Here is a 21,229-nt window from a genome sequence, read left to right on the forward strand (position 1 = left end):
ACGTCAGTCCTGCAATAAACCGACTGGTAGCGGGATCGACCCGCCGATCATTATGGATGCTCGCGCCTCATGGGCTGCACGCACAGGTGCAAAGGAGCGTCGATGAATGGGCGTAGGTCCGAGCCGGGCCAATGCCTCCAGGTGCACCGGCGTAGGATAACCCTTGTGCCCACCGATGCCATAACCCGGATAGATGAGCTCGAACGCTGCCATTTCCCGATCCCGGCTGACCTTGGCGAGAATCGACGCGGCCGCGATGGCAGGCACCTTGGAGTCGCCCTTTACAACCGGCGCAGAAGGCACTGACAACTGCGGGCAACGGTTACCGTCGATGAGCGCCAGCTTCGGCGTGATACTCAGCCCCTCGACGGCACGTTTCATGGCCAGCATCGTGGCGTGCAAAATATTCAATTGGTCGATTTCTTCAACTTCAGCCCGGGCAATGAACCAGCACAGGGCCTTCTCCTGAATTTCGACGTAGAGCTTTTCGCGCCGGGCTTCAGTCAGCTTCTTTGAGTCGTTGAGCCCGAGAATAGGCCGAGCAGGGTCGAGAATGACTGCCGCCGTTACAACCGCGCCGCACAGCGGGCCACGGCCTACTTCATCAACACCTGCTACCAGATCCTCGACGAGTGTGAAATCCAGACCTGTTTGCATGATGGGCGACCTCACTGTGAAGACGACTGGCCGAGCAGGCTCAACACCGCGTCGGCGGCCTGATTGGACGCATCTCGGCGCAGAATACGGTGAATGGCATCAAAGCCTGCGGTTTGCGCCTGACCGTCGTCGATCAGCGGCAGCAGCGTCCGCGCCAACGCTTCGGGGGTGGCGTCATCCTGCAGCAGTTCTGGCACCAGCAGGCGCTGGGCAAGCAGGTTAGGCAGCGACACGTAAGGGCTTTTGACCATCCGCTTGAGTATCCAGAAGGTCAGCGGTGCCAGACGGTAGGCCACCACCATAGGTCGCTTGTAAAGCAGGGCTTCCAGAGTCGCGGTGCCGGAGGCGATCAGTACCGCATCGCATGCTGCCAGCGCCACATGCGACTGCCCGTCGAGCAGCGTGACTGGCAGATTGCGGTCTTGTAACAGCTGCTCTACCTGAGCCCGTCGCTGAGGACTGGCGCAGGGCAGTACGAAGCGCAAGCCAGGGCGCTGGGCGAGAAGAAGCTCGGCAGCATCGAAAAACAAACCGCCCAGACGCCCTACTTCGCCGCCCCGGCTGCCCGGCATCAACGCAACAACGGGCGCTTCCTGAGCAAGGCCAAGCCCTGCGAGGGCTGCGGCGCGATCTGACTCCAGAGGGATGGTGTCTGCCAGCGGGTGACCGACAAAGCGTACCTGTACGCCCTTCTCTTCATAGAAACGGGCTTCGAATGGCAACAATGTCAGCATCAGATCACAGCCTTCACGAATCTTCAGCACACGCTTCTGACGCCAGGCCCAGACTGACGGGCTGACATAGTGCACGGTCTTGATGCCCGCGCGGCGTAGCTGAAGTTCGATATTGAGTGTGAAGTCGGGGGCGTCGATGCCGATGAAGACGTCCGGCTTTTCATTGATGAGGGTCTGTACCAGCAGCTTGCGCCGGGCCAGCAGCTCACGCAGCCTGCCAAGCACCTCGACCAGCCCCATCACCGACAGGCGCTCCATCGGGAAGTAGGACTGCATGCCCTCAGCCTCCATCAGCGGGCCACCCACGCCAATGAAACGGATATCGGGATGGCGCACCTTGAGGGCACGCATCAGGCCGGACCCGAGGATATCGCCGGATGCTTCACCAGCGACCAGAGCGATACATAATGGCGTGGTCATGATTAGCGAATGATACCGCGGGTCGACGTCTGGATAGACTGAAGGAATACGGCCACTTCAGGGAACTGCGCCGCCGGCTCGGCAAGGTCGGCCGCCGCCTGCGCGATGGTCAGCCCCTGACGATAGACCGTCTTGTAGGCTCTGCGCAGCGCATGAATGGCTTCTTCGGAAAAACCGCGACGGCGCATGCCCTCGAAATTCATGCTGCGCGCTTCGGCCGGGTTGCCAAACACCGTCACGAACGCCGGAACGTCCTTGCCGATGGCCGTACCCATGCCGGAAAAGCTGTGAGCACCGATATGGCAGAACTGATGCACAAGAGTAAAACCGGACAGGATGGCCCAGTCATCGACATGAACGTGGCCTGCCAGCGCGGTGTTGTTGACCAGTATCACGTGGTTGCCGATCACACTGTCATGGCCGATGTGTGCATAAGCCATGATCAGGTTGTGATCGCCCAGCGTGGTTTCGGCACGGTCCTGAACAGTCCCGCGGTGGATGGTCACACCTTCACGGATCACGTTGTGATCACCGATGACAAGACGGGTTTCCTCGCCTTTGTATTTCAGATCAGGCGTGTCTTCGCCCACCGATGAGAACTGGTAGATGCGATTGTGCTTGCCGATCCTGGTGGGTCCCTTAAGGACAACATAAGGACCGACGACTGTACCCTCGCCAATTTCCACACCGGCTCCGATGATCGACCAGGGGCCAACCTCAACGTTGTCGGCCAGAATGGCCGTCGGATCGATGATTGCGCGAGGGTCAATCAAACTCATAGTTTACGTTCCGCACAGATGATTTCGGCAGAGCATACCGCCTTGCCATCAACTGTAGCCTTGCATTCGAACTTCCAGATCTGACGCTTGCTGCTCAGGAACTTCGCTTCAAGAACCAGCTGGTCGCCCGGCAGAACCGGTTGACGGAAACGCAGTTTGTCAGAACCCACGAAATAATAGAGCGTACCGTCTGACGGCTTGGAGTCGAGCATCTTGAACGCAAGAATACCGGCAGCCTGCGCCATAGCTTCGATGATCAGCACACCCGGCATGATGGGATGCTCAGGGAAGTGGCCGTTGAAAAAAGGCTCGTTGACGCTGACATTCTTGTAGGCGCGAATGTTCTTGTTCTCGATATCCAGCTCCGTCACGCGGTCCACCAGCAGGAACGGGTAACGATGAGGCAGGTATTCGCGAATTTCTTTGATGTCCATCATTTCGAGGGGAAGCCTGTAGTAAAGATTAGGGGTGCGTCGCGACTGCGCAGCACCCCTCTACATCAAGGAGGCAGTTTATCGACTGTGCACGCTTGATATTAAAAAGGTATCAGCCATCAGATGAGCGATTATCGGCGCAGGTCACCGTCTCTACAGCCTTTTCAAGCTTTTGCAGACGTCGCGCCATATCATCGATCTTGCGCAGACGAGCTGCACTCTTGCGCCACTCGGCGGCCGGCTGCATGGCAGTACCGGACGAGTACGAACCCGGCTCGGTAATGGAATGCGTCACCATCGTCATGCCGGTGATGAAAACACCATCACAGATTTCGATATGCCCTACCAGGCCGACACCGCCGGCCAGCATGCAGTGCTTGCCGATTATGGTGCTTCCGGAGATGCCAACACACGCAGCCATCGCTGTGTGATCGCCAACCTGCACGTTGTGGGCAATTTGAATCTGGTTGTCCAGCTTCACGCCGTTGCCAATTCGTGTATCGGCCAGAGCACCGCGATCGATCGCCGTGTTAACGCCGATCTCGACGTCATCACCCAAAGTGACGCCACCGATTTGTGCAATTTTCTGCCAGACACCCTTCTCATTGGCAAAGCCGAAACCTTCACCGCCCAGCACCGCGCCCGACTGAATGACCACACGTTTGCCGATGCGCACATCGTGATAAAGCGTTACCCGCGGGGCCAGCCAGCCACCTTCACCGATTTCGCAACGCGCACCGATGAAGCTGTGCGCACCAATGGTGACATCGGCTGCAATACGGGCACCGCTCTCGATAACGACGAAAGCGCCAATACTGGCGGCAGGATCAACCTGAGCATCGTCGGCAATCACTGCCGTCGGATGAACGCCCGCCACGCTTTTGGGCTTGGGGTCAAAAAAGTGCGAAATGCGCGCATAGGCCAGGTAAGGATCCGGGACCAATAGCGCATCTCCGGTGTAGCTGTCGGCATCTGCGGGCTTTAGCAGCACGGCAGCAGCCTGGGCATCGACCAGAAATTTACGGTATTGAGATTTTGCCAGGAAACTGATTTGACCAGGGCCGGCTTCTTGTAAAGCAGCCAGCCCGGTGATGTCCTTGTCCTTGTCGCCACGTAGCGTAGCGCCAAGGAACTCGGCCAATTGGCCGAGCTTGATGGTTATGCTCATGGTTACTTCAGCTGGTTCATGCGCTCGATGACCTGGCGAGTAACGTCGTATTGAGGCTTGACGTCAATCACTGCACCGCGCTCGAAGACCAGGTCGAAACCACCTTTCTTGATGACTTCTTCAACAGCCTGATCCAGTTTTGGCTTCAACTGCTTGAGCATTTCACGGTCAGCAACAGCCTTGGCTTCGTTCAGTTCCTTGGACTGGAACTGGAAGTCACGAGCCTTTTGCTTGAATTCAAGCTCCAGACGCTCGCGCTCAGGCTGAGCCATCTTGTCGCCGCCGCTGACCAGACGGTCCTGGATACCCTTGGCGCTGCTTTCCAGGCTCTTCAGCTTGGTCAGTTGCGGACCGAATTTTTTCTCGGCATCAACAGCGTATTTCTTGGCAGCATCAGATTCCAGCAAGGCCATCTGATAGTTCAGTACGGCAATTTTCATGTCGGCAAATGCAGGGCTTGCGACCAGAACGGTTGCCAGCAGTACCAATTGAGTCAACTTACGCACAATACAACTCCTACAAAATTCGTTGCGTTATCAAAGATCAGACGCTTAGAAAGTCTGACCCAGGGAGAATTGGAAGACCTGAGTTTCTGCTTCGTCGTCCGGCTTCTTGATCGGCATCGCCAAGGCGAAGCTCAGAGGGCCGAGCGCAGTGATCCAGGTGACACCGATACCCACAGAGCTGGCCATGCCGGAAAGGTCGATGTTGTTGCATTCGACGTTTTTGCCACTGGCTGTCTTCCTGCTGGAATCGCAGTTTGTATCAAATACGTTGCCGACATCCCAGAACACGGAGGTGCGCAGGGAACGCTGGTCCTTGACGAATGGCAGCGGGAACATGACTTCTACGCCACCCTGCACCAGGGCATTACCACCGAACGGCAGTGGATCCTGGTCCGGATCGGCCAACGTACCGGGTTTGGAACCGTTACTAGGCGTGCTGCGCGGACCAAGCGTGCTGTCCTTGAAGCCACGAACCGAGTTGAAACCACCGGCATAGTAGTTCTCGTAGAACGGCAGACCCGAGGTCGAACCGTAGCCGTCGCCATAACCTAGCTCTGTGTGCAGACGCAGAGTGTAGTTATCGGTGATCGGGTGGAAGTACTGCGCACGGTAATCCAGCTTGAAGAACGACAGGTCGCTGCCCGGTAAGGTAGATTCGAACACCAGGCTTTGCGAATGACCACGGGTCGCCAGGACGCCTTTGTTCAGAGTCGATTCAGACCAGCCGACCGAGCCCTTGAAGTTCAGGTACTTGTCGCCTTCTTTTTCAACAAAGTCGAAGATCTCGTCAACGGTGTACTTGCCGGTCTTGATCTCATCCTGCTGCACGGTCAGGCCGTAGGTCAGGCGCGAGGTTTCGCTGATCGGGTAGCCAAGGTTGATACCGGCACCCAGGCTGTCTACCGCATAGCTTGCAACATCAACGTCGAGGTCATCGTAGTTGGTGGTGCGGTAGAAGGCGCTGTAACCCAGGCTGACACCATCCGGCGTGTAGTACGGATCGACGTAGCTGAAGTTGTAACGGCTCTGGTATTCGCTGCGGGTCAAACCGATGCTGACCTTGTTGCCCGTACCGAGGAAGTTGTTCTGGCTGATCGAACCACCGAGGATCAGACCGGCGCTTTGCGCGAAGCCGACGCTGGCGGTGATCGAACCGGACGCCTGCTCTTCAACGGCGTAGTTCACATCGACCTGATCGTCGGTGCCTGGAACAGGTGGAGTCTCGACGTTGACTTCCTTGAAGAAGCCCAGACGATCCAGACGGGTTTTCGACTGGTCGATCAGGTAGGTCGAAGCCCAGCCGCCTTCCATCTGACGCATTTCGCGACGCAGCACTTCATCTTCCGACTTGGTGTTACCGCGGTAGTTGATGCGGTTGACGTAGGCACGCTTGCCAGGATCGACCACGAAGGTGATGTCGACCGTGTGGTCTTCGTTGTTCGGGGTCGGCACGCCGTTGACGTTGGCGAAGGTGTAGCCTTCGTTACCCAGACGACGGGTGATCAGTTCGGACGTGGTAGTCATGACCTTACGCGAGAACACCTGACCCGGCTGTACCAGCAGCAGGGACTTGACCTGGTCTTCAGGAACCTTCAGGTCACCGCTGAGCTTGACCGACTTGACGCTGTATTTTTCGCCTTCGTTGATGTTGACCGTGATGTACACGTTCTTCTTGTCCGGCGTGATCGAGACCTGGGTCGAGGCGATATCCATGTTGATATAGCCGCGATCGAGGTAGTACGAACGCAGACGCTCAAGGTCACCCGACAGCTTTTCACGGGCGTACTTGTCATCATTCTTGAAGAACGACAGCCAGTTGCTGGTCTTGAGCTCGAACAGGTCGGTCAGGTCTTCGTCGGAGAAGACCGTGTTGCCCACCACGTTGATATGCTGAATGGAGGCGACGGTGCCTTCATTGATGTTGATTTTCAGGCCCACGCGGTTGCGCGGCTGTGGAACGACCTCGGCGTCAACCTCAGCAGAGTAACGGCCTTGGGCAACGTATTGGCGTTGCAGCTCGTTACGCACACCTTCAAGGGTTGCACGCTGGAAAATTTCACCCTCGGCCAGACCGGACTGTTTCAGCCCCTTCATCAGGTCTTCGGTGGAGATGGCCTTGTTGCCTTCGATTTCGATACTTGCAACCGAAGGACGCTCGACGACGTTGATGACGAGTACGTTGCCATCGCGACCCAGCTGGATATCTTGAAAGAAACCGGTTTTGAACAGCGAACGGGTAGCATCGACCAAACGACCATCGTCCGCCTGCTCGCCTACGTTCAGCGGCAACGCACCAAAAACACTGCCGGCGGATACCCGCTGGAGGCCATTGACACGAATATCGGAGATGGTGAAGGACTCGGCGTGAACTTCAGCGATCATCAGTGCGGAAAGAACCGCAGTTAGCAGCAGACGTTTCATGAAGTCCTTTCTTATTCCAACTGGCAATAAACAAACTGCCGCAAAATGCGGCAGATTCGCAACTCGGCAAAGCGTTACAGTCGGCCCAGATCGTTGACCAGCGCGAGCAACATTACGCCCACTACCAGACTGATACCGATCTGTGCCCCCCAACCTTGAACCTTTTCCGAAAGGGGACGACCACGCGCCCACTCGATCAGATAAAACAGCAAATGCCCCCCGTCCAGGACGGGAATGGGCAGCAGATTCAGAACACCCAGGCTAATACTCAGATAAGCGAGGAAGCTCAGAAAATCTCCGATGCCCGACTGGGCCGAAGCGCCTGCCACTTTAGCAATGGTTATCGGTCCACTCAAGTTTTTTACCGAGAGCTCGCCGAACAACATTTTCTTCAGTGAGTCCAGGGTCAGCACGCTCATGTTCCACGTGCGCTTTATCCCCTCACCCATCGCGGCGAAAGGACCGTAGCTGACCTCGCGCAGCATTTCCGGTGGCCAATCGACAGCTTTAACGCCAGCCCCCAGATAACCTGCGGCCGCCTTGCCTTCGCCTTTCGCGGAGAGGGTTACAGGGACGTCCATTTGTACACCGTCACGCTCGATGCGCAGCGATACTTTTGCTTCAGGGCGCTCGCGTACCCGGCCAACAACCTGCTGCCACTCATTGAGCGGCTGACCGTCCATCGAAATCAGGCGATCTCCGGTTTTAAGCCCGGCACTCTGCGCCGGACCTTTCGGGTCGATCTCTGCCAGCACCGGCAACAAGGCCGGGCGCCACGGACGAATACCCAGCGACTTGATCGGATCAGACTCTTCAGCCCCCCGGAGCCAGTCATTGAGCACCAGCTCACGAGACGTGTCGACCGTCGAACCCTGATCCCTGAGCTTCAAAGCGATGGTGCCGCTTTCACCCAGACGGCGGACCAGTTGCAGATTGACCCCCGCCCAGCCCGACGTCGGCTCGCCATCGACTGCGACGATTTCCTGCCCGGCAGTCAGACCCGCCTGCTGAGCGATGCTTCCGGACTCCACGGCACCGATAACCGGACGAACCTGCTCGCTGCCCATCATCGCCAGCACCCAGAAAAACGCGATGGCCAACAGGAAATTGGCTGTCGGGCCTGCGATCACGATTGCGATACGCTGTCCGACGGTCTTGCGGTTGAACGACTGATGGGCAAGCTCGGGCGGGACATTGCCTTCGCGCTCGTCGAGCATTTTGACATAGCCACCCAGCGGAATTGCAGCGACCACGTACTCGGTACCCTGACGATCACTCCAACGCAGAAGAGGCGTGCCGAAGCCCACCGAAAAACGCAGCACCTTGACGCCGCAACGCCTGGCCACCCAGAAGTGGCCGAATTCGTGGAAGGTCACCAGCACGCCCAACGCTATCAGGGTGCCGAGAATCATGTATAAAGCGCTCATCAGCCTTCTCCGGGTACCGACTGGTCGGCCAGTGTGTTAATCATCGCAGACTTCAAAGCCTGCCGTTGACGCACCACATCGACCCTTTCATTCAAATCCTGACGGGTCATCAGATCGCTATCGCGCGTTTCTTTCAAGCCATTGGCCCGCGAGCAAACGCGCTTTTGCATCCGCGGCAAACACCGCGTCGAGCCCTTCGACCGCAGTCACAGGCTCATGATTCAGAACCTCCTCGATAATACCGGCGATTTCCAGGTAACGGATACGCCCATCCAGGAATGCAGCGACAGCCACTTCATTGGCTGCGTTAAGCATGGCAGGCGCACTGCCTCCAGCCTCTGCCGCATGACGCGCTAACCGCAGGCAGGGGAAACGCTCCTCGTCCGGCTTTTGAAAATCAAGCTGGCCGATACGGAACAGATCCAGAGGCGCAACGCCAGAGTCTACACGTGCAGGCCAGGCCAATGCATTGGCGATGGGCGTGCGCATGTCGGGATTGCCCAATTGAGCGAGCACAGAGCCATCAACATAATCGACCAGCGAGTGGATCACGCTCTGTGGATGGATGACCACCTCGACCTGATCCGGACGTGCATCGAACAACCAGCAGGCTTCGATCAGCTCGAGCCCCTTGTTCATCATGGTCGCCGAATCAACGGAAATCTTGCGCCCCATCGACCAGACAGGATGCGCGCAGGCCTGTTCGGGCGTTACATTCTGCAACTGTTCGAGCGGGGTTTCGCGGAAAGGCCCGCCCGAGGCCGTCAACATGATCCGCCTGACACCCACAGCACCAAGCCCGCGAGCAAAATCGCCCGGCAGGCACTGGAAAATCGCATTGTGCTCACTGTCGATGGGCAGCAGCACTGCGCCGCTCTGCCGAACAGCCTGCATAAACAGGTCGCCGGACATGACCAGCGCTTCCTTGTTGGCCAGCAAGACCTTCTTGCCCGCCTCGACCGCAGCCAGTGTTGGGCGCAGACCGGCAGCGCCGACAATGGCGGCCATGACAGCGTCCACGCGCGAGTGCGCAGCCACTTCACACAGACCGCCCTCGCCCACCAGAACCCGGGTGTCGAGCCCAGCCACAGCAAGGTCGTCCTGCAATTTACGGGCGACGAACTGATCGGGAACCACGGCGTATTGCGGGGTATGCCGGACGCACAGGGCCAGCAACTCATCCAGACGACTGAAGCCCGTAAGCGCGAACACCTGATAAAGCGAAGGATGACGTGCGACGACATCCAGAGTGCTCAGACCGATAGAGCCTGTTGCACCCAGAATGGTGATGTGTTGCGGCCCACTCACATGACACCCCAGTCGGCGGCCCAGAGCAGAACGGCAAATACCGGAATGGCCGCAGTAAGGCTGTCGATACGGTCCAGCACACCGCCGTGCCCAGGCAGCAGGTTGCTGCTGTCCTTGACCCCTGACTGGCGCTTGAACATGCTTTCAGTCAGGTCGCCAATTACGGAGATGAACACAATCACAGCAGCGCCAAGAAGCCCGGCGATGAACTGAGCAACCGCCCAGTCACGAGAAACGCCCACAGCGGCCGTGATGCCCAGACTGACCGCAAGACCGCCGTATACGCCCTCCCAGCTCTTGCCCGGACTTACCTTGGGGGCCAGTTTGCGCTTGCCGAAAGCCTTGCCGGAGAAATAGGCGCCAATGTCGGCAGCCCAGACCAGCACCATCACTGACAGAATCAGCCAGTTACCCAGCGGCCACTGCTTGATCAGCACCAACCCCTGCCAGGCAGGCAGCAAAATCAAAAGACCGATCACCAGCTTGCAGGCCGCGCTTGCCCAGTGGCTACTGGAGTCTGGATAGGTAAGAACCAGAAAGGTCGCCACGCCCCACCAGATGACTGCAGCGACGAGCACCCAGGGCTCCAACCCTGGCAGCAGGTACATGAGGAATAGCAGAATTGCGACCACAGCCGCATAACCGATGCGCATCGACTGCGCAGCAAAACCTGCGAGCCGCGCCCATTCCCAGGCACCCAGCACGACAACAACCCCGATGAACAGGGCGAAATACATGCCGGTCAGCAGGAAAAAACCACACAAGGCGATCGGCAACAGAATGAGTGCCGTGATGATCCGTTGTTTCAGCATTAAGCCCGGGCTCCAGCTTCTACCTGTTCGCTGGTTTTACCGAAGCGACGTTGGCGAGAAGCGAAATCTGCCAGCGCGGCGCGCATGGCATCGTGTTTGAAGTCCGGCCAGAACAGGTCGGAGAAGTACAGCTCGGCATAGGCCAGCTGCCAAAGCAGGAAGTTACTGATACGGTGCTCGCCACCGGTGCGAATGCACAGGTCCGGCAACGGCAGATCGCCCGTTGCCAGACAGGTCTGCAGCAGCTCGGGGGTTATATCCTCCGGTTGCAGATGCCCGGCCTGAACCTCGCGCGCCAGCCGCTGGGCAGCCTGTGCGATGTCCCATTGCCCACCGTAGCTGGCAGCGATCTGCAGCACGAAACGGCTATTGCCGGACGTACGCACTTCCGCCTCGCGCATTGCAGCCTGCAGCTCGGGATGAAAGCGCGAGCGGTCGCCAATGATCCGCAGGCTGATGTCGTTCTCGTTCAGGCGCTTGGTTTCACTGCGTAGCGCCGTGAAGAAAAGCTCCATCAGCGCACCAACCTCTTCGGCCGGGCGCTGCCAGTTTTCACTGGAGAACGCGAACAGTGTCAGCACCTCGACCTTGGCTTCGGCACACACCTCGATAACGGCCCGCACAGCGTCGACGCCCGCCTTATGGCCAGCAACGCCTGGCAGCAGGCGCTTCTTGGCCCAGCGATTATTACCGTCCATGATAATCGCGACATGGCGCGGTACCGAAGACGGCACGGCCGGTTTTATCTTTTCCATGAAAGCGTCCGAAACCTTAAACAGCCATCAGATCAGCTTCTTTCTGCTTGACAGCAACTTCGATTTCAGCAACGAATTTGTCAGTCAGCTTTTGCACGTCGTCCGCCGCGCGACGCTCTTCGTCTTCGCTGATTTCCTTCTCCTTGACCAGATCTTTCAACTGGCTCAGGGCGTCACGACGAATGTTGCGTACAGCAACACGAGCGTCTTCAGCGGCGTCGCGTGCCTGCTTGGTGAAGCCCTTGCGGGTTTCCTCGGTCAGAGCAGGCATGGAGATCAGCAGCAGCTCACCCAGGTTGGTCGGATTGAAGCCCAGACCGGAGCTCTGGATAGCCTTGTCGACAGCAGCAAGCATATTACGCTCGAACGCCACGACCTGAAGAATGCGCGAGTCCTTGACGGTCACGTTGGCAACCTGACTCAGCGGCGTGTCGGCACCGTAATAAGGGACCATGACACCACCCAGAATGCTCGGGTGCGCCTTGCCGGTGCGGATTCGGGTGAACGCGTGGGTCAGCGACTCCAGACTCTTCTGCATGCGGGTCTGAGCGTCTTTCTTGATTTCGTTGATCATTGTTGGGCTTCCTCGATCAGGGTCCCTTCAGCGCCACCATGGACGATATTCAGAAGGGCACCCGGCTTGTTCATGTTGAAGACGCGCAATGGCATCTTGTGATCGCGACACAGGCAGATTGCGGTCAGATCCATCACGCCCAACTTGCGATCCAGCACTTCATCGTAAGTCAGATGATCGAACTTCTCGGCATTCGGGTCCTTGAACGGATCTGCGGTATACACGCCATCCACCTTGGTGGCCTTGAGCACTACATCGGCGTCGATCTCGATCGCGCGCAGGCAGGCAGCCGAATCGGTCGTAAAGAACGGATTACCCGTACCCGCAGCAAAAATCACCACTTCCTTGGCGCTGAGATGGCGCATGGCCTTGCGGCGATCGTAATGATCGGTCACACCCAGCATGGAAATGGCCGACATCACGATGGCCGTGATATTAGCGCGCTCTAGCGCATCGCGCATTGCCAGGGCGTTCATCACAGTGGCCAGCATGCCCATGTGGTCGCCTGTTACCCGATCCATACCCGCAGCACTCAAGGCTGCGCCACGGAAAAGGTTACCGCCGCCGATCACCAGACCGACCTGAACACCGATACCGACCAGCTGGCCGACTTCCAGCGCCATACGGTCCAGCACCTTGGGGTCAATGCCGAACTCTTCCGAGCCCATGAGGGCCTCACCGCTGAGCTTGAGTAGAATGCGTTTATAGCGAGCCTGATAACCACTGCCCTGCTGAGCCATTGCGAATCTCTCCTGCGGCGTTTTCTGAAAAAAATCTGTGCTGGCTATTTCAAACCTGCGCTTACTTTAGCTTGACGCTCTGCGAGCGTCGGGAGAATGCAGCCTTGTGAGCACAATCTCCAAGGAAAATTTCCTTTTCTCTTTCGACAAAGAGGCCGCACGCGTGAGCGGGCAGCCTCTTTGGGGCGACAGTTGAAAAACCGTCTTACTGCTTGGCAGCAGCCAGCTGTGCAGCCACTTCGTCAGCGAAGTTATCAACTGGCTTCTCGATGCCGTCGCCTACTTTGAAGTAGGTGAAGGAAACGATTTCAGCAGCGGCTTTCTTGGCCAGATCACCGACCTTGACTTCCGGGCTCTTGACGAACGCCTGCTCGACAAGGCTGGCTTCAGCCAGGAACTTGGTGATACGGCCGCCAACCATTTTTTCAACGATTTCAGCTGGCTTGCCTTTGATCTTGTCTTCGTTCAGTTGCAGGAAGACGTTTTTCTCGCGCTCGATCGCTTCGGCAGAAACTTCCGAAGGGAACAGGAACTCGGGGTTGCTTGCCGCTACGTGCATGGCGATATCTTTAGCCAGCTCGACGTTGCCACCTTTGAGGGTAACTACCACACCGATCTTGTTGCCGTGCAGGTAAGTACCTACAACGTCGCCCTCGATACGCTTCAGGCGGCGGATGTTGACGTTTTCGCCAACCTTGCCGACCAGCACCAGACGTGCAGCTTCCTGAGCTTCGATCAGCGGAGCGACATCAGTCAGCTTGTCAGCAAAGGCTTTTTCGACGCTTGCAGCAACGAAAGCCTTGAAGTCGTCCTGCAGAGCCAGGAAGTCGGTCTGCGAGTTGACTTCGATGATGACAGCAGCCTTGCCGTCATCCTTGATGGCGATCGCGCCTTCAGCAGCAACGTTGCCTGCTTTCTTGGCGGCCTTGATCGCGCCGGAAGCACGCATATCGTCGATTGCTTTTTCGATGTCGCCGCCAGCCTTGGTCAAAGCCTTTTTGCAGTCCATCATGCCTTCGCCGGTACGCTCGCGCAGTTCTTTGACCAACGCTGCAGTAATCTCTGCCATTTCAAAATCCTCTTGGATAGGTCTTCAACCATTCCACCCGGCTCGCCGGGCGTGCAATTCTTGAAAAATCAGGGTGGCAGCAACACATGACAGCAAGGTCATGGCTACAGACCGACAAATCATTTCCTAGGTGGCAAAAAGGGGGCTAAGCCCCCTTTTCGCGTACTGAGTAAACGCCAGGCGTTTGTACTCAGCCTTCTACAGCAGCTGCAGCTGGAGCTTCTTCGACGAATACGTCGGTGCCGCCAGCAACATTGTTACGACCACGGATAACAGCGTCAGCCATCGAACCCATGTACAGCTGGATGGCGCGAATGGCGTCATCGTTGCCCGGGATGATGTAGTCAACGCCTTCCGGGCTGCTGTTGGTATCGACAACGCCGATAACCGGGATGCCCAGCTTGTTGGCTTCGGTGATCGCGATGCGCTCGTGATCAACGTCGATAACGAACAGTGCGTCTGGCAGACCGCCCATATCCTTGATACCACCCAGGCTGCGATCCAGTTTTTCCAGATCACGGGTGCGCATCAGGGCTTCTTTTTTGGTCAGCTTGGCGAAAGTACCGTCTTCGGACTGTACTTCCAGCTCGCGCAGACGTTTGATCGACTGACGAATGGTCTTGAAGTTGGTCAGCATGCCACCCAACCAGCGATGGTCGACGTACGGCGAACCGCAACGTGCTGCTTCTTCAGCAACGATTTTGCCAGCGGAACGCTTGGTGCCGACGAACAGAATCTTGTTTTTGCCCGAAGCCAGGCGCTCAACGAAAGTCAGGGCTTCGTTGAACATAGGCAGGGTTTTTTCAAGGTTGATGATGTGAATCTTGTTACGCGCGCCGAAAATGTACTTACCCATTTTCGGGTTCCAGTAACGGGTTTGGTGACCGAAGTGCACACCGGCCTTCAGCATATCGCGCATATTGACTTGGGACATGATAGTTCCTTGATAAGTCGGGTTAGGCCTCCACGTATCCCAATGACCAACCAATGGCATCTGCCAAGGGCACCCAGGTCATCGTGTCGACACGTGTGTGGGTTTGTGCTTCAAGGAGGGACCTTGGAAAGCGGCGCATTTTATATCACAAAAGGGAAGAGAACGGAACTCCCATCAAGTTCTTGTTTTGCGGTGCTTTAAAGCCGCATCCGCTGCCTAAAGAAGGAAGCGATGATTACCCGGCACCGGCGGTCTGATAGAATTACGCCTTTGCGCACCAACCGCGTGCCAGCCACGCCGAGAGATTCTGTATGACCATCACCCTCAAAACCCCGGAAGACATCGAAAAGATGCGCATCGCCGGTCGCCTGGCCGCCGATGTTCTGGAAATGATAGCGCCTCACGTAAAGCCCGGTGTAACCACCGAAGAGCTGGACCGCCTCTGCCACGATTACATCGTCAACGAGCAACAGGCCATCCCTGCCCCGCTGAACTACAAAGGCTTCCCCAAGTCGATCTGCACCTCGATCAATCAGGTAGTCTGCCACGGCATCCCGAGCGACAAGAAGCTGAAGAACGGCGACTCGCTCAACATTGACGTTACCGTCATAAAGGACGGGTACCACGGGGACACCAGCAGGATGTTCCATGTCGGCACCGTTCCGGTATGGGCCGAGCGTCTGTCGAAAGTAACTCAAGAGTGTCTGTATAAGGCTATCGAAATCGTCAAACCCGGCACTCGCCTGGGCGACATCGGCGCCGTTATTCAGAAACACGCTGAAAAGAATGGTTTCTCTGTGGTTCGGGAGTTCTGTGGTCACGGCATCGGCAAGGTGTTTCATGAAGAGCCGCAGGTCATGCACTTCGGCGAGGCTGGAACCGGTATCGAACTGCAGGAAGGCATGACCTTCACCATCGAGCCGATGATCAACCAGGGACGCCCTGAAACCAATATCCTTGGCGATGGCTGGACGGCGATCACCAAGGACCGCAAGCTCTCGGCGCAATGGGAGCACACGCTGCTGGTAACCGCTGACGGTTACGAAATCTTCACTTTACGCAGCGACGACACTATTGCACAAAAAGCCCCCTGACCGGAGGCTGCACGACTGAACACCCGACCCGACATGAGGAATACTGCTCCATGCCGCAAGTAGATCCAGACTTGTTCGATCGTGGCCAGTTCCAGGCCGAACTGGCCTTGAAAGCCAGCCCCATCGCTGCGTTCAAGAAGGCTATCCGCAGGGCGAAAGACGTCCTTGATGATCGCTTCAGGTCAGGGCGCGACATTCGGCGACTGATAGAAGACCGGGCATGGTTTGTAGATAACATCCTGCAGAAGGCCTGGGATCAGTTCGAATGGAGCGAAGATGCCGATATCGCCCTGCTTGCAGTGGGCGGCTACGGGCGCGGCGAACTGCATCCGTACTCGGACATTGACCTGCTGATCCTGCTGGACAGTGATGACCACGAAATTTTTCGCGAACCTATCGAGCGGTTTCTGACACTGCTCTGGGACATCGGTCTGGAGGTCGGGCAAAGCGTGCGCTCTGTCAATGAATGTGCACAGGAAGGCCTGGCCGACCTGACTGTCATCACCAACCTGATGGAAAGCCGCACCATTGCAGGTCCCGAGCATCTGCGCCAACGCATGCTGGAAGTCACCAGTACGCAGCATATGTGGCCGAGCAAGGAGTTCTTTCTTGCCAAGCACGCCGAACAGAAAAAGCGTCATCACAAGTACAACGATACCGAATACAACCTGGAACCCAACGTCAAGGGCTCGCCCGGCGGTTTGCGCGACATTCAGACCATTCTGTGGGTTGCGCGACGCCAGTACGGCACGTTGAATCTGCATGCACTGGCAGGCGAAGGCTTCCTGCTGGGCAGCGAAAACGCCCTGCTGGCCTCCTCCCAGGAGTTTCTCTGGAAAGTGCGCTATGCGCTGCACATGCTGGCCGGACGATCAGAAGATCGGCTTCTGTTCGATTATCAGGTCCGCATCGCAGGCTTGCTGGGCTATGAAGACAGTGACGCCAAGCTCGCCATCGAGCGTTTCATGCAGAAGTATTATCGCGTGGTCATGAGCATCGCCGAACTCAGCGATCTGATTATCCAGCATTTCGAAGAAGTGATTCTTTCCGACGACAGCGGCACAGCGCAGCCGATCAATTCGCGCTTCCAGCTGCACGACGGCTATATAGAAGCCACCAACCCGAACGTTTTCAAGCGCACCCCGTTTGCCATGATCGAGATTTTCGTGCTCATGGCCCAGCATCCCGAGATAAAGGGCGTGCGCGCCGACACCATTCGTTTGCTGCGTGAACACCGGCACCTGATCAACGATGATTTCCGTAACGATATCCGTAACACCAGCCTGTTCATCGAGCTGTTCAAGTGCGAGACAGGCATTCATCGCAACCTGCGCCGGATGAACCGCTACGGCATTCTAGGGCTGTATCTGCCGGAATTCGGCCATATCGTCGGGCAGATGCAGCATGACCTGTTCCACATCTATACCGTCGATGCGCACACGCTGAATCTGATCAAGCACCTGCGCAAGCTGCAATACACAGAAGTGTCCGAAAAATTTCCGCTGGCAAGCAAAATAATGGCTCGACTGCCAAAGCCGGAACTGATCTACCTGGCCGGGCTGTACCACGACATTGGCAAGGGCCGTGGCGGCGATCACTCGGAGCTGGGCGCAATAGATGCACAGGCGTTCGGTACGCGCCATCATCTGCCTGACTGGGACACCCGTCTTATTGTCTGGCTGGTGAGCAACCATCTGGTCATGTCGACCACCGCACAGCGCAAGGACCTTTCAGACCCCCAGGTCATCCACGATTTCGCCCAGTTCGTCGGCGACGAAGTGCACCTGGACTATCTGTATGTGCTGACCGTTGCCGACATCAACGCGACCAACCCGCCCCTCTGGAATTCGTGGCGCGCCAGCCTGCTGCGCCAGTTGTACACCGAAACCAAGCGCGCCTTGCGCCGCGGCCTGGAAAACCCGGTTGATCGCGAGGAGCAGATTCGTCGCACCCAGACCGCAGCGCTGGACATCCTGGTACGCAACGGCACTGACCCTGACGATGTCGAGCAACTCTGGTCAGCGCTGGGAGACGATTATTTCCTGCGTCACACCGCTGGCGATGTTGCCTGGCACAGCGATGCCATCCTGCAGCAGCCAGCCGACGGCGGCCCGCTGGTGCTGATCAAGGAAACCACTCAGCGGGAATTCGAAGGCGGGACGCAAATATTCATTTACGCCCCTGACCAGCATGATTTCTTCGCTGTGACCGTGGCGGCGATGGACCAGTTGAACCTGAACATTCATGACGCGCGCATTATCACGTCCAGCAGCAAATTCACACTCGACACCTATATCGTCCTCGATAACGAAGGCGGTTCGATCGGCGACAACCCGGAACGCGTTCAGGAAATCCGCAACGGCCTGACCGAAGCGCTGCGCAACCCGGATGATTACCCGACGATCATCAAGCGCCGCGTGCCTCGTCAGCTCAAGCACTTTGCGTTCGCACCGCAAGTCACCATTCACAACGACGCCCAGCGTCCTGTGACGGTACTTGAACTGCTGGCACCTGACCGCCCCGGCCTGCTGGCGCGCATTGGCAAGATATTCCTGGAGTTCGATCTGTCATTGCAGAATGCCAAGATTGCGACCCTGGGCGAACGCGTGGAAGACGTGTTCTTCATCACCGACGCGAACAATCATCCGCTGTCCGACCCACAGCTGTGCAGCCAGCTGCAGGACGCAATCGTCAAGCAACTGAGCGTCAACTCAGAGCCCGGCCATGATTTGCGAATCAGCATATGAGCACTCGGCCAAACGAATCGACTCAACGCAGTCCATTGAGGAACACTCCCCATGAATAACGCCATGCAACTGCTTCAGCCTTACCCTTTCGAGAAGCTGCGCGCCTTGCTGGCCGGCGTAACGCCCAACCCGGAAAAGCGCCCTGTTGCATTGTCGATTGGTGAGCCGAAACACCGCTCCCCCGATTTCGTCGCCAAGACACTCGCAGACAACCTCGATCAGATGGCGGTTTACCCGACCACGCTGGGTATCCCGGCGCTGCGCGAAGCCATTGCCGGCTGGTGCAACCGTCGATTCGGCGTACCACAGGGCTGGATCGATCCGGCACGCAATGTATTGCCGGTCAATGGCACACGCGAAGCGCTGTTCGCCTTCACCCAGACAGTAGTCAATCGTAGCGATGACGGCCTGGTGATCAGCCCGAACCCGTTTTATCAGATCTATGAAGGTGCTGCCTTTCTGGCCGGAGCCCAGCCTCACTACCTGCCATGCCTGAGCGACAACGGTTTCAATCCCGATTTCGACGCAGTCAGCGCGGACACCTGGAAGCGCTGCCAGATCCTGTTCCTGTGCTCGCCGGGTAACCCGACCGGAGCACTGATTCCTGTTGAAACCCTGAAAAAACTCATCGCCCTGGCCGACGAACATGACTTTGTCATTGCTGCGGACGAGTGCTACAGCGAGCTGTACTTCGATGAGCAGGCTCCACCACCTGGCTTGCTCAGCGCCTGCGTCGAGCTGGGTCGCCAGGATTTCAAGCGTTGCGTGGTGTTCCACAGCCTGTCCAAGCGCTCCAACCTGCCGGGTCTGCGTTCAGGTTTTGTGGCAGGTGATGCCGACATTCTCAAGGCCTTCCTGCTGTATCGCACGTATCACGGCTGCGCCATGCCGGTACAGACTCAGCTGGCGAGCATTGCTGCCTGGAATGACGAGGAGCACGTACGCGCGAACCGTGACTTGTACCGTGAAAAATTCGATGCTGTGCTCGACATCCTCGCGCCAGTGCTCGACGTCCAGCGCCCGGACGGGGGGTTTTACCTGTGGCCGAATGTAGGCACCGATGATGCTGCATTTTGCCGAGACCTGTTCATCGATCAGCATGTGACTGCAGTACCGGGTTCGTACCTTTCCCGCGAGGTGGATGGCGTCAACCCGGGTGCCGGCCGGGTTCGCCTGGCGCTCGTTGCACCTCTGGCCGAGTGCGTCGAAGCCGCCGAACGTATCCGCGCATTCCTGAGCAAATAAACAGCGAAACTTCAGGAAGACAGCCCCGCCGCCTTTGATGTGTGGCGGGGGTAATTAGTTACCACCTGCTACACCTTGCACAAACGTACCTTCAACCTTCATTTTCCAGCCTTCCTGAAAGGAAGCGAACTACGATGAAGGTCGATCACATGTCCGCACCCACCACACAGAGCCTGAAGTTACCTGCATCCTGCGCCATGCGCAGCGCAACGAATCATCAGGCCTCGTACGAAACCGCCATTCGCGAAAACCCCGCCAACGCAGCAATCACTCCTGCCTACGAATCAGGAGCACGCCATGGCTGCGAAGAGTCAACGCACATGGCGCGTCTTCTGGTTTCGTTCAGCAAATACTGGGCACGTGGGCGGACCCTGAAAATGCTTTTTCAGAAACACCCTCCTGCCATTCTGACAACCCCCGTTGCCGAAGCTGCAAAGAAATGGCTGCCTCACATAAATCTGAAATTCGAGTTTGTGACAGGCGGGGCCAGCGATATCCGAATCGGTTTCAACGAGCATCTGAACTGGAGCGCCATAGGGACTGATGCCCTGTTGGCCGAGCAGAATGAAGCCACCATGGAATTCAACGTCAAGGAGCTGTTCACGGCAGACCTGAAACCCATGCCGGACTTGACGCGCATCGTGCTCCATGAATTCGGGCACGCCTTGGGAGCAGTTCACGAGCACCAGCCTCCTCAGGCAAACATCCCCTGGAACGAACCGCTTCTACGCACTCTGCTTTTACAAACCGGATTGACTGACGAAGAAATCAATACCAATTTTTTCGATAAGTACGAAGCTGCTGATTTCTACCATTCGGCTTACGACCGTGATTCCGTCATGCATTACGACATTCCCAACGGCCTGACCCTTGGCGACTTCGAAATCATCAACACTGGCAAAACGCTCAGCCCTAACGACATCAAAGTGATGGGTTCCATATACGGGGACCGGAAAAACTCAAAGTTCGAGGCGAACTGACAAGGCATCGTAAAGAAAATACTGATCGTCAGGCAGTAATGCGCAAGCAGTGCCTGCAATGCGCTGGCCGCTACCCTGCCGAATTAGCCAGCAACCGCATTTGAGACATCGCGCCACGTACTTCACCCCGTGTGGCGCGAGGGCTTTAGAGCGCTACCGGTCACTGTCGTGTTCGCAGTTTTTCCGCAACCCACCCGACCGCCCAGCTTACCGGGTCATGGGACTGCATGGGCAGCAACGGTTTTCCTTCACGTGCGGCCAGCCTGCCTTGCGTCTCAGCCTCACCATGAATCCAGATCGTACTTTGCTTGAATCCCTCGGCACGTTGACGTTCCCTGTAATAACGTTGCCGGACAAGCGCTTCTTGACGCTTCTTCTCTTGTTCAGACATAACGCACCCAGCCTTTAAATGGAAAGCAATAATT

The 21,229-nt window shown here is 57.2% G+C and carries 20 protein-coding genes; 4 read left to right on the plus strand and 16 right to left on the minus strand.

Translation table 11 applies throughout. The annotated features are described in order from the left end of the window. Positions 1 to 3 precede the first annotated feature (3 nt). The 15 genes from rnhB to rpsB all read right to left on the minus strand — a co-directional run bounded on the left by rnhB (position 4) and on the right by rpsB (position 14,738). Positions 4 to 657, minus strand: coding sequence for a ribonuclease HII (gene rnhB, locus ALO64_RS10530; protein ID WP_044344074.1), 654 nt, complete (start codon positions 655 to 657; stop codon positions 4 to 6). 11 nt (positions 658 to 668) lie between these two features. Next, positions 669 to 1,811 carry a lipid-A-disaccharide synthase gene (lpxB, locus tag ALO64_RS10535; protein ID WP_044344075.1) on the minus strand — a complete coding sequence of 381 codons (1,143 nt, stop codon included), beginning with the start codon at positions 1,809 to 1,811 and terminating at the stop codon, positions 669 to 671. A 2-nt stretch (positions 1,812 to 1,813) separates the two neighbouring features. Further along, positions 1,814 to 2,590: an acyl-ACP--UDP-N-acetylglucosamine O-acyltransferase gene (lpxA, locus tag ALO64_RS10540; protein WP_044344076.1), complete on the minus strand. Its 777-nt coding sequence runs from the start codon at positions 2,588 to 2,590 to the stop codon at positions 1,814 to 1,816. Beyond that, a complete protein-coding gene (gene fabZ / locus ALO64_RS10545; RefSeq protein ID WP_002554719.1) occupies positions 2,587 to 3,027 on the minus strand; it encodes a 3-hydroxyacyl-ACP dehydratase FabZ in 441 nt (146 codons plus the stop codon). The genes lpxA and fabZ overlap by 4 nt, the downstream gene beginning before the upstream one ends. 109 nt (positions 3,028 to 3,136) lie before the next feature. After that, complete coding sequence (lpxD, locus tag ALO64_RS10550) at positions 3,137 to 4,192, minus strand: UDP-3-O-(3-hydroxymyristoyl)glucosamine N-acyltransferase (RefSeq protein WP_005743437.1); 1,056 nt, start codon at positions 4,190 to 4,192, stop codon at positions 3,137 to 3,139. Positions 4,193 to 4,194: 2 nt separating this feature from the next. Further along, the gene (locus ALO64_RS10555) at positions 4,195 to 4,698 is read right to left on the minus strand and encodes an OmpH family outer membrane protein (protein WP_002554721.1); all 504 of its coding nucleotides are present in this window, start codon (positions 4,696 to 4,698) and stop codon (positions 4,195 to 4,197) included. Positions 4,699 to 4,743: 45 nt separating this feature from the next. Beyond that, positions 4,744 to 7,119, minus strand: coding sequence for an outer membrane protein assembly factor BamA (bamA, locus tag ALO64_RS10560; protein WP_002554722.1), 2,376 nt, complete (start codon positions 7,117 to 7,119; stop codon positions 4,744 to 4,746). A gap of 74 nt (positions 7,120 to 7,193) precedes the next feature. Then, complete coding sequence (rseP, locus tag ALO64_RS10565; protein WP_044344077.1) at positions 7,194 to 8,546, minus strand: sigma E protease regulator RseP; 1,353 nt, start codon at positions 8,544 to 8,546, stop codon at positions 7,194 to 7,196. Positions 8,547 to 8,663: 117 nt separating this feature from the next. After that, positions 8,664 to 9,854 (minus strand): 1-deoxy-D-xylulose-5-phosphate reductoisomerase, encoded by a 1,191-nt coding sequence (ispC, locus tag ALO64_RS10570; protein ID WP_044344078.1) that lies wholly within the window; start codon positions 9,852 to 9,854, stop codon positions 8,664 to 8,666. Then, positions 9,851 to 10,666, minus strand: coding sequence for a phosphatidate cytidylyltransferase (locus tag ALO64_RS10575; protein WP_044344079.1), 816 nt, complete (start codon positions 10,664 to 10,666; stop codon positions 9,851 to 9,853). Before ALO64_RS10575 ends, ispC begins: the two co-directional genes overlap by 4 nt. Beyond that, positions 10,666 to 11,421 carry a polyprenyl diphosphate synthase gene (gene uppS / locus ALO64_RS10580; protein ID WP_044344080.1) on the minus strand — a complete coding sequence of 252 codons (756 nt, stop codon included), beginning with the start codon at positions 11,419 to 11,421 and terminating at the stop codon, positions 10,666 to 10,668. Before uppS ends, ALO64_RS10575 begins: the two co-directional genes overlap by 1 nt. 16 nt (positions 11,422 to 11,437) lie before the next feature. Continuing rightward, complete coding sequence (gene frr, locus ALO64_RS10585) at positions 11,438 to 11,995, minus strand: ribosome recycling factor (protein ID WP_044344081.1); 558 nt, start codon at positions 11,993 to 11,995, stop codon at positions 11,438 to 11,440. Further along, positions 11,992 to 12,735: a UMP kinase gene (gene pyrH / locus ALO64_RS10590; protein WP_002554728.1), complete on the minus strand. Its 744-nt coding sequence runs from the start codon at positions 12,733 to 12,735 to the stop codon at positions 11,992 to 11,994. The genes frr and pyrH overlap by 4 nt, the downstream gene beginning before the upstream one ends. A 205-nt stretch (positions 12,736 to 12,940) precedes the next feature. Next, positions 12,941 to 13,804: a translation elongation factor Ts gene (gene tsf, locus ALO64_RS10595; RefSeq protein ID WP_044344082.1), complete on the minus strand. Its 864-nt coding sequence runs from the start codon at positions 13,802 to 13,804 to the stop codon at positions 12,941 to 12,943. Positions 13,805 to 13,994: 190 nt separating this feature from the next. Beyond that, positions 13,995 to 14,738, minus strand: a complete 744-nt coding sequence (rpsB, locus tag ALO64_RS10600) for a 30S ribosomal protein S2 (protein WP_002554730.1) — start codon at positions 14,736 to 14,738, stop codon at positions 13,995 to 13,997. 311 nt (positions 14,739 to 15,049) lie between these two features. On the opposite strand from rpsB, the gene map reads away from it, so the two are divergent. The 4 genes from map (at position 15,050) to ALO64_RS10620 (ending at position 20,804) form a co-directional block, all read left to right on the plus strand. Continuing rightward, the gene (gene map, locus ALO64_RS10605) at positions 15,050 to 15,832 is read left to right on the plus strand and encodes a type I methionyl aminopeptidase (protein ID WP_044344083.1); all 783 of its coding nucleotides are present in this window, start codon (positions 15,050 to 15,052) and stop codon (positions 15,830 to 15,832) included. A gap of 50 nt (positions 15,833 to 15,882) precedes the next feature. Further along, positions 15,883 to 18,579, plus strand: coding sequence for a [protein-PII] uridylyltransferase (locus ALO64_RS10610; RefSeq protein WP_044344084.1), 2,697 nt, complete (start codon positions 15,883 to 15,885; stop codon positions 18,577 to 18,579). Positions 18,580 to 18,630: 51 nt separating this feature from the next. Beyond that, on the plus strand, positions 18,631 to 19,824 hold the full coding sequence (dapC, locus tag ALO64_RS10615) for a succinyldiaminopimelate transaminase (protein ID WP_004666029.1): 1,194 nt from the start codon (positions 18,631 to 18,633) through the stop codon (positions 19,822 to 19,824). Between the two features lie 134 nt (positions 19,825 to 19,958). Further along, entirely contained in the window at positions 19,959 to 20,804 is an 846-nt protein-coding gene (locus ALO64_RS10620; protein WP_044344085.1) for a matrixin family metalloprotease, read from the plus strand. A gap of 160 nt (positions 20,805 to 20,964) precedes the next feature. Here the strand turns inward: ALO64_RS10620 and ALO64_RS25525 are convergent, their stop codons facing one another. Further along, on the minus strand, positions 20,965 to 21,195 hold the full coding sequence (locus ALO64_RS25525) for a hypothetical protein (RefSeq protein ID WP_004657963.1): 231 nt from the start codon (positions 21,193 to 21,195) through the stop codon (positions 20,965 to 20,967). Between the last annotated feature and the right edge of the window lie 34 nt (positions 21,196 to 21,229).

Origin of the sequence: Pseudomonas meliae (genome assembly GCF_001400515.1) — a bacterium.
Classification (GTDB): Bacteria; Pseudomonadota; Gammaproteobacteria; order Pseudomonadales; family Pseudomonadaceae; genus Aquipseudomonas; species Aquipseudomonas amygdali.

What these genes read in the sequence shown, in the direction of transcription:
- tsf (WP_044344082.1), bottom strand. Translation starts at nt 13,804, where the DNA reads ATGGCAGAGATTACTGCAGCGTTGGTCAAAGAACTGCGCGAGCGTACC.
- ALO64_RS10620 (WP_044344085.1), top strand. Translation starts at nt 19,959, where the DNA reads ATGAAGGTCGATCACATGTCCGCACCCACCACACAGAGCCTGAAGTTA.
- uppS (WP_044344080.1), bottom strand. Translation starts at nt 11,421, where the DNA reads ATGGAAAAGATAAAACCGGCCGTGCCGTCTTCGGTACCGCGCCATGTC.
- lpxB (WP_044344075.1), bottom strand. Translation starts at nt 1,811, where the DNA reads ATGACCACGCCATTATGTATCGCTCTGGTCGCTGGTGAAGCATCCGGC.
- lpxD (WP_005743437.1), bottom strand. Translation starts at nt 4,192, where the DNA reads ATGAGCATAACCATCAAGCTCGGCCAATTGGCCGAGTTCCTTGGCGCT.
- dapC (WP_004666029.1), top strand. Translation starts at nt 18,631, where the DNA reads ATGAATAACGCCATGCAACTGCTTCAGCCTTACCCTTTCGAGAAGCTG.
- ALO64_RS10610 (WP_044344084.1), top strand. Translation starts at nt 15,883, where the DNA reads ATGCCGCAAGTAGATCCAGACTTGTTCGATCGTGGCCAGTTCCAGGCC.
- bamA (WP_002554722.1), bottom strand. Translation starts at nt 7,119, where the DNA reads ATGAAACGTCTGCTGCTAACTGCGGTTCTTTCCGCACTGATGATCGCT.
- pyrH (WP_002554728.1), bottom strand. Translation starts at nt 12,735, where the DNA reads ATGGCTCAGCAGGGCAGTGGTTATCAGGCTCGCTATAAACGCATTCTA.
- map (WP_044344083.1), top strand. Translation starts at nt 15,050, where the DNA reads ATGACCATCACCCTCAAAACCCCGGAAGACATCGAAAAGATGCGCATC.
- rseP (WP_044344077.1), bottom strand. Translation starts at nt 8,546, where the DNA reads ATGAGCGCTTTATACATGATTCTCGGCACCCTGATAGCGTTGGGCGTG.
- rpsB (WP_002554730.1), bottom strand. Translation starts at nt 14,738, where the DNA reads ATGTCCCAAGTCAATATGCGCGATATGCTGAAGGCCGGTGTGCACTTC.
- frr (WP_044344081.1), bottom strand. Translation starts at nt 11,995, where the DNA reads ATGATCAACGAAATCAAGAAAGACGCTCAGACCCGCATGCAGAAGAGT.
- lpxA (WP_044344076.1), bottom strand. Translation starts at nt 2,590, where the DNA reads ATGAGTTTGATTGACCCTCGCGCAATCATCGATCCGACGGCCATTCTG.
- rnhB (WP_044344074.1), bottom strand. Translation starts at nt 657, where the DNA reads ATGCAAACAGGTCTGGATTTCACACTCGTCGAGGATCTGGTAGCAGGT.
- fabZ (WP_002554719.1), bottom strand. Translation starts at nt 3,027, where the DNA reads ATGATGGACATCAAAGAAATTCGCGAATACCTGCCTCATCGTTACCCG.
- ALO64_RS25525 (WP_004657963.1), bottom strand. Translation starts at nt 21,195, where the DNA reads ATGTCTGAACAAGAGAAGAAGCGTCAAGAAGCGCTTGTCCGGCAACGT.
- ALO64_RS10575 (WP_044344079.1), bottom strand. Translation starts at nt 10,666, where the DNA reads ATGCTGAAACAACGGATCATCACGGCACTCATTCTGTTGCCGATCGCC.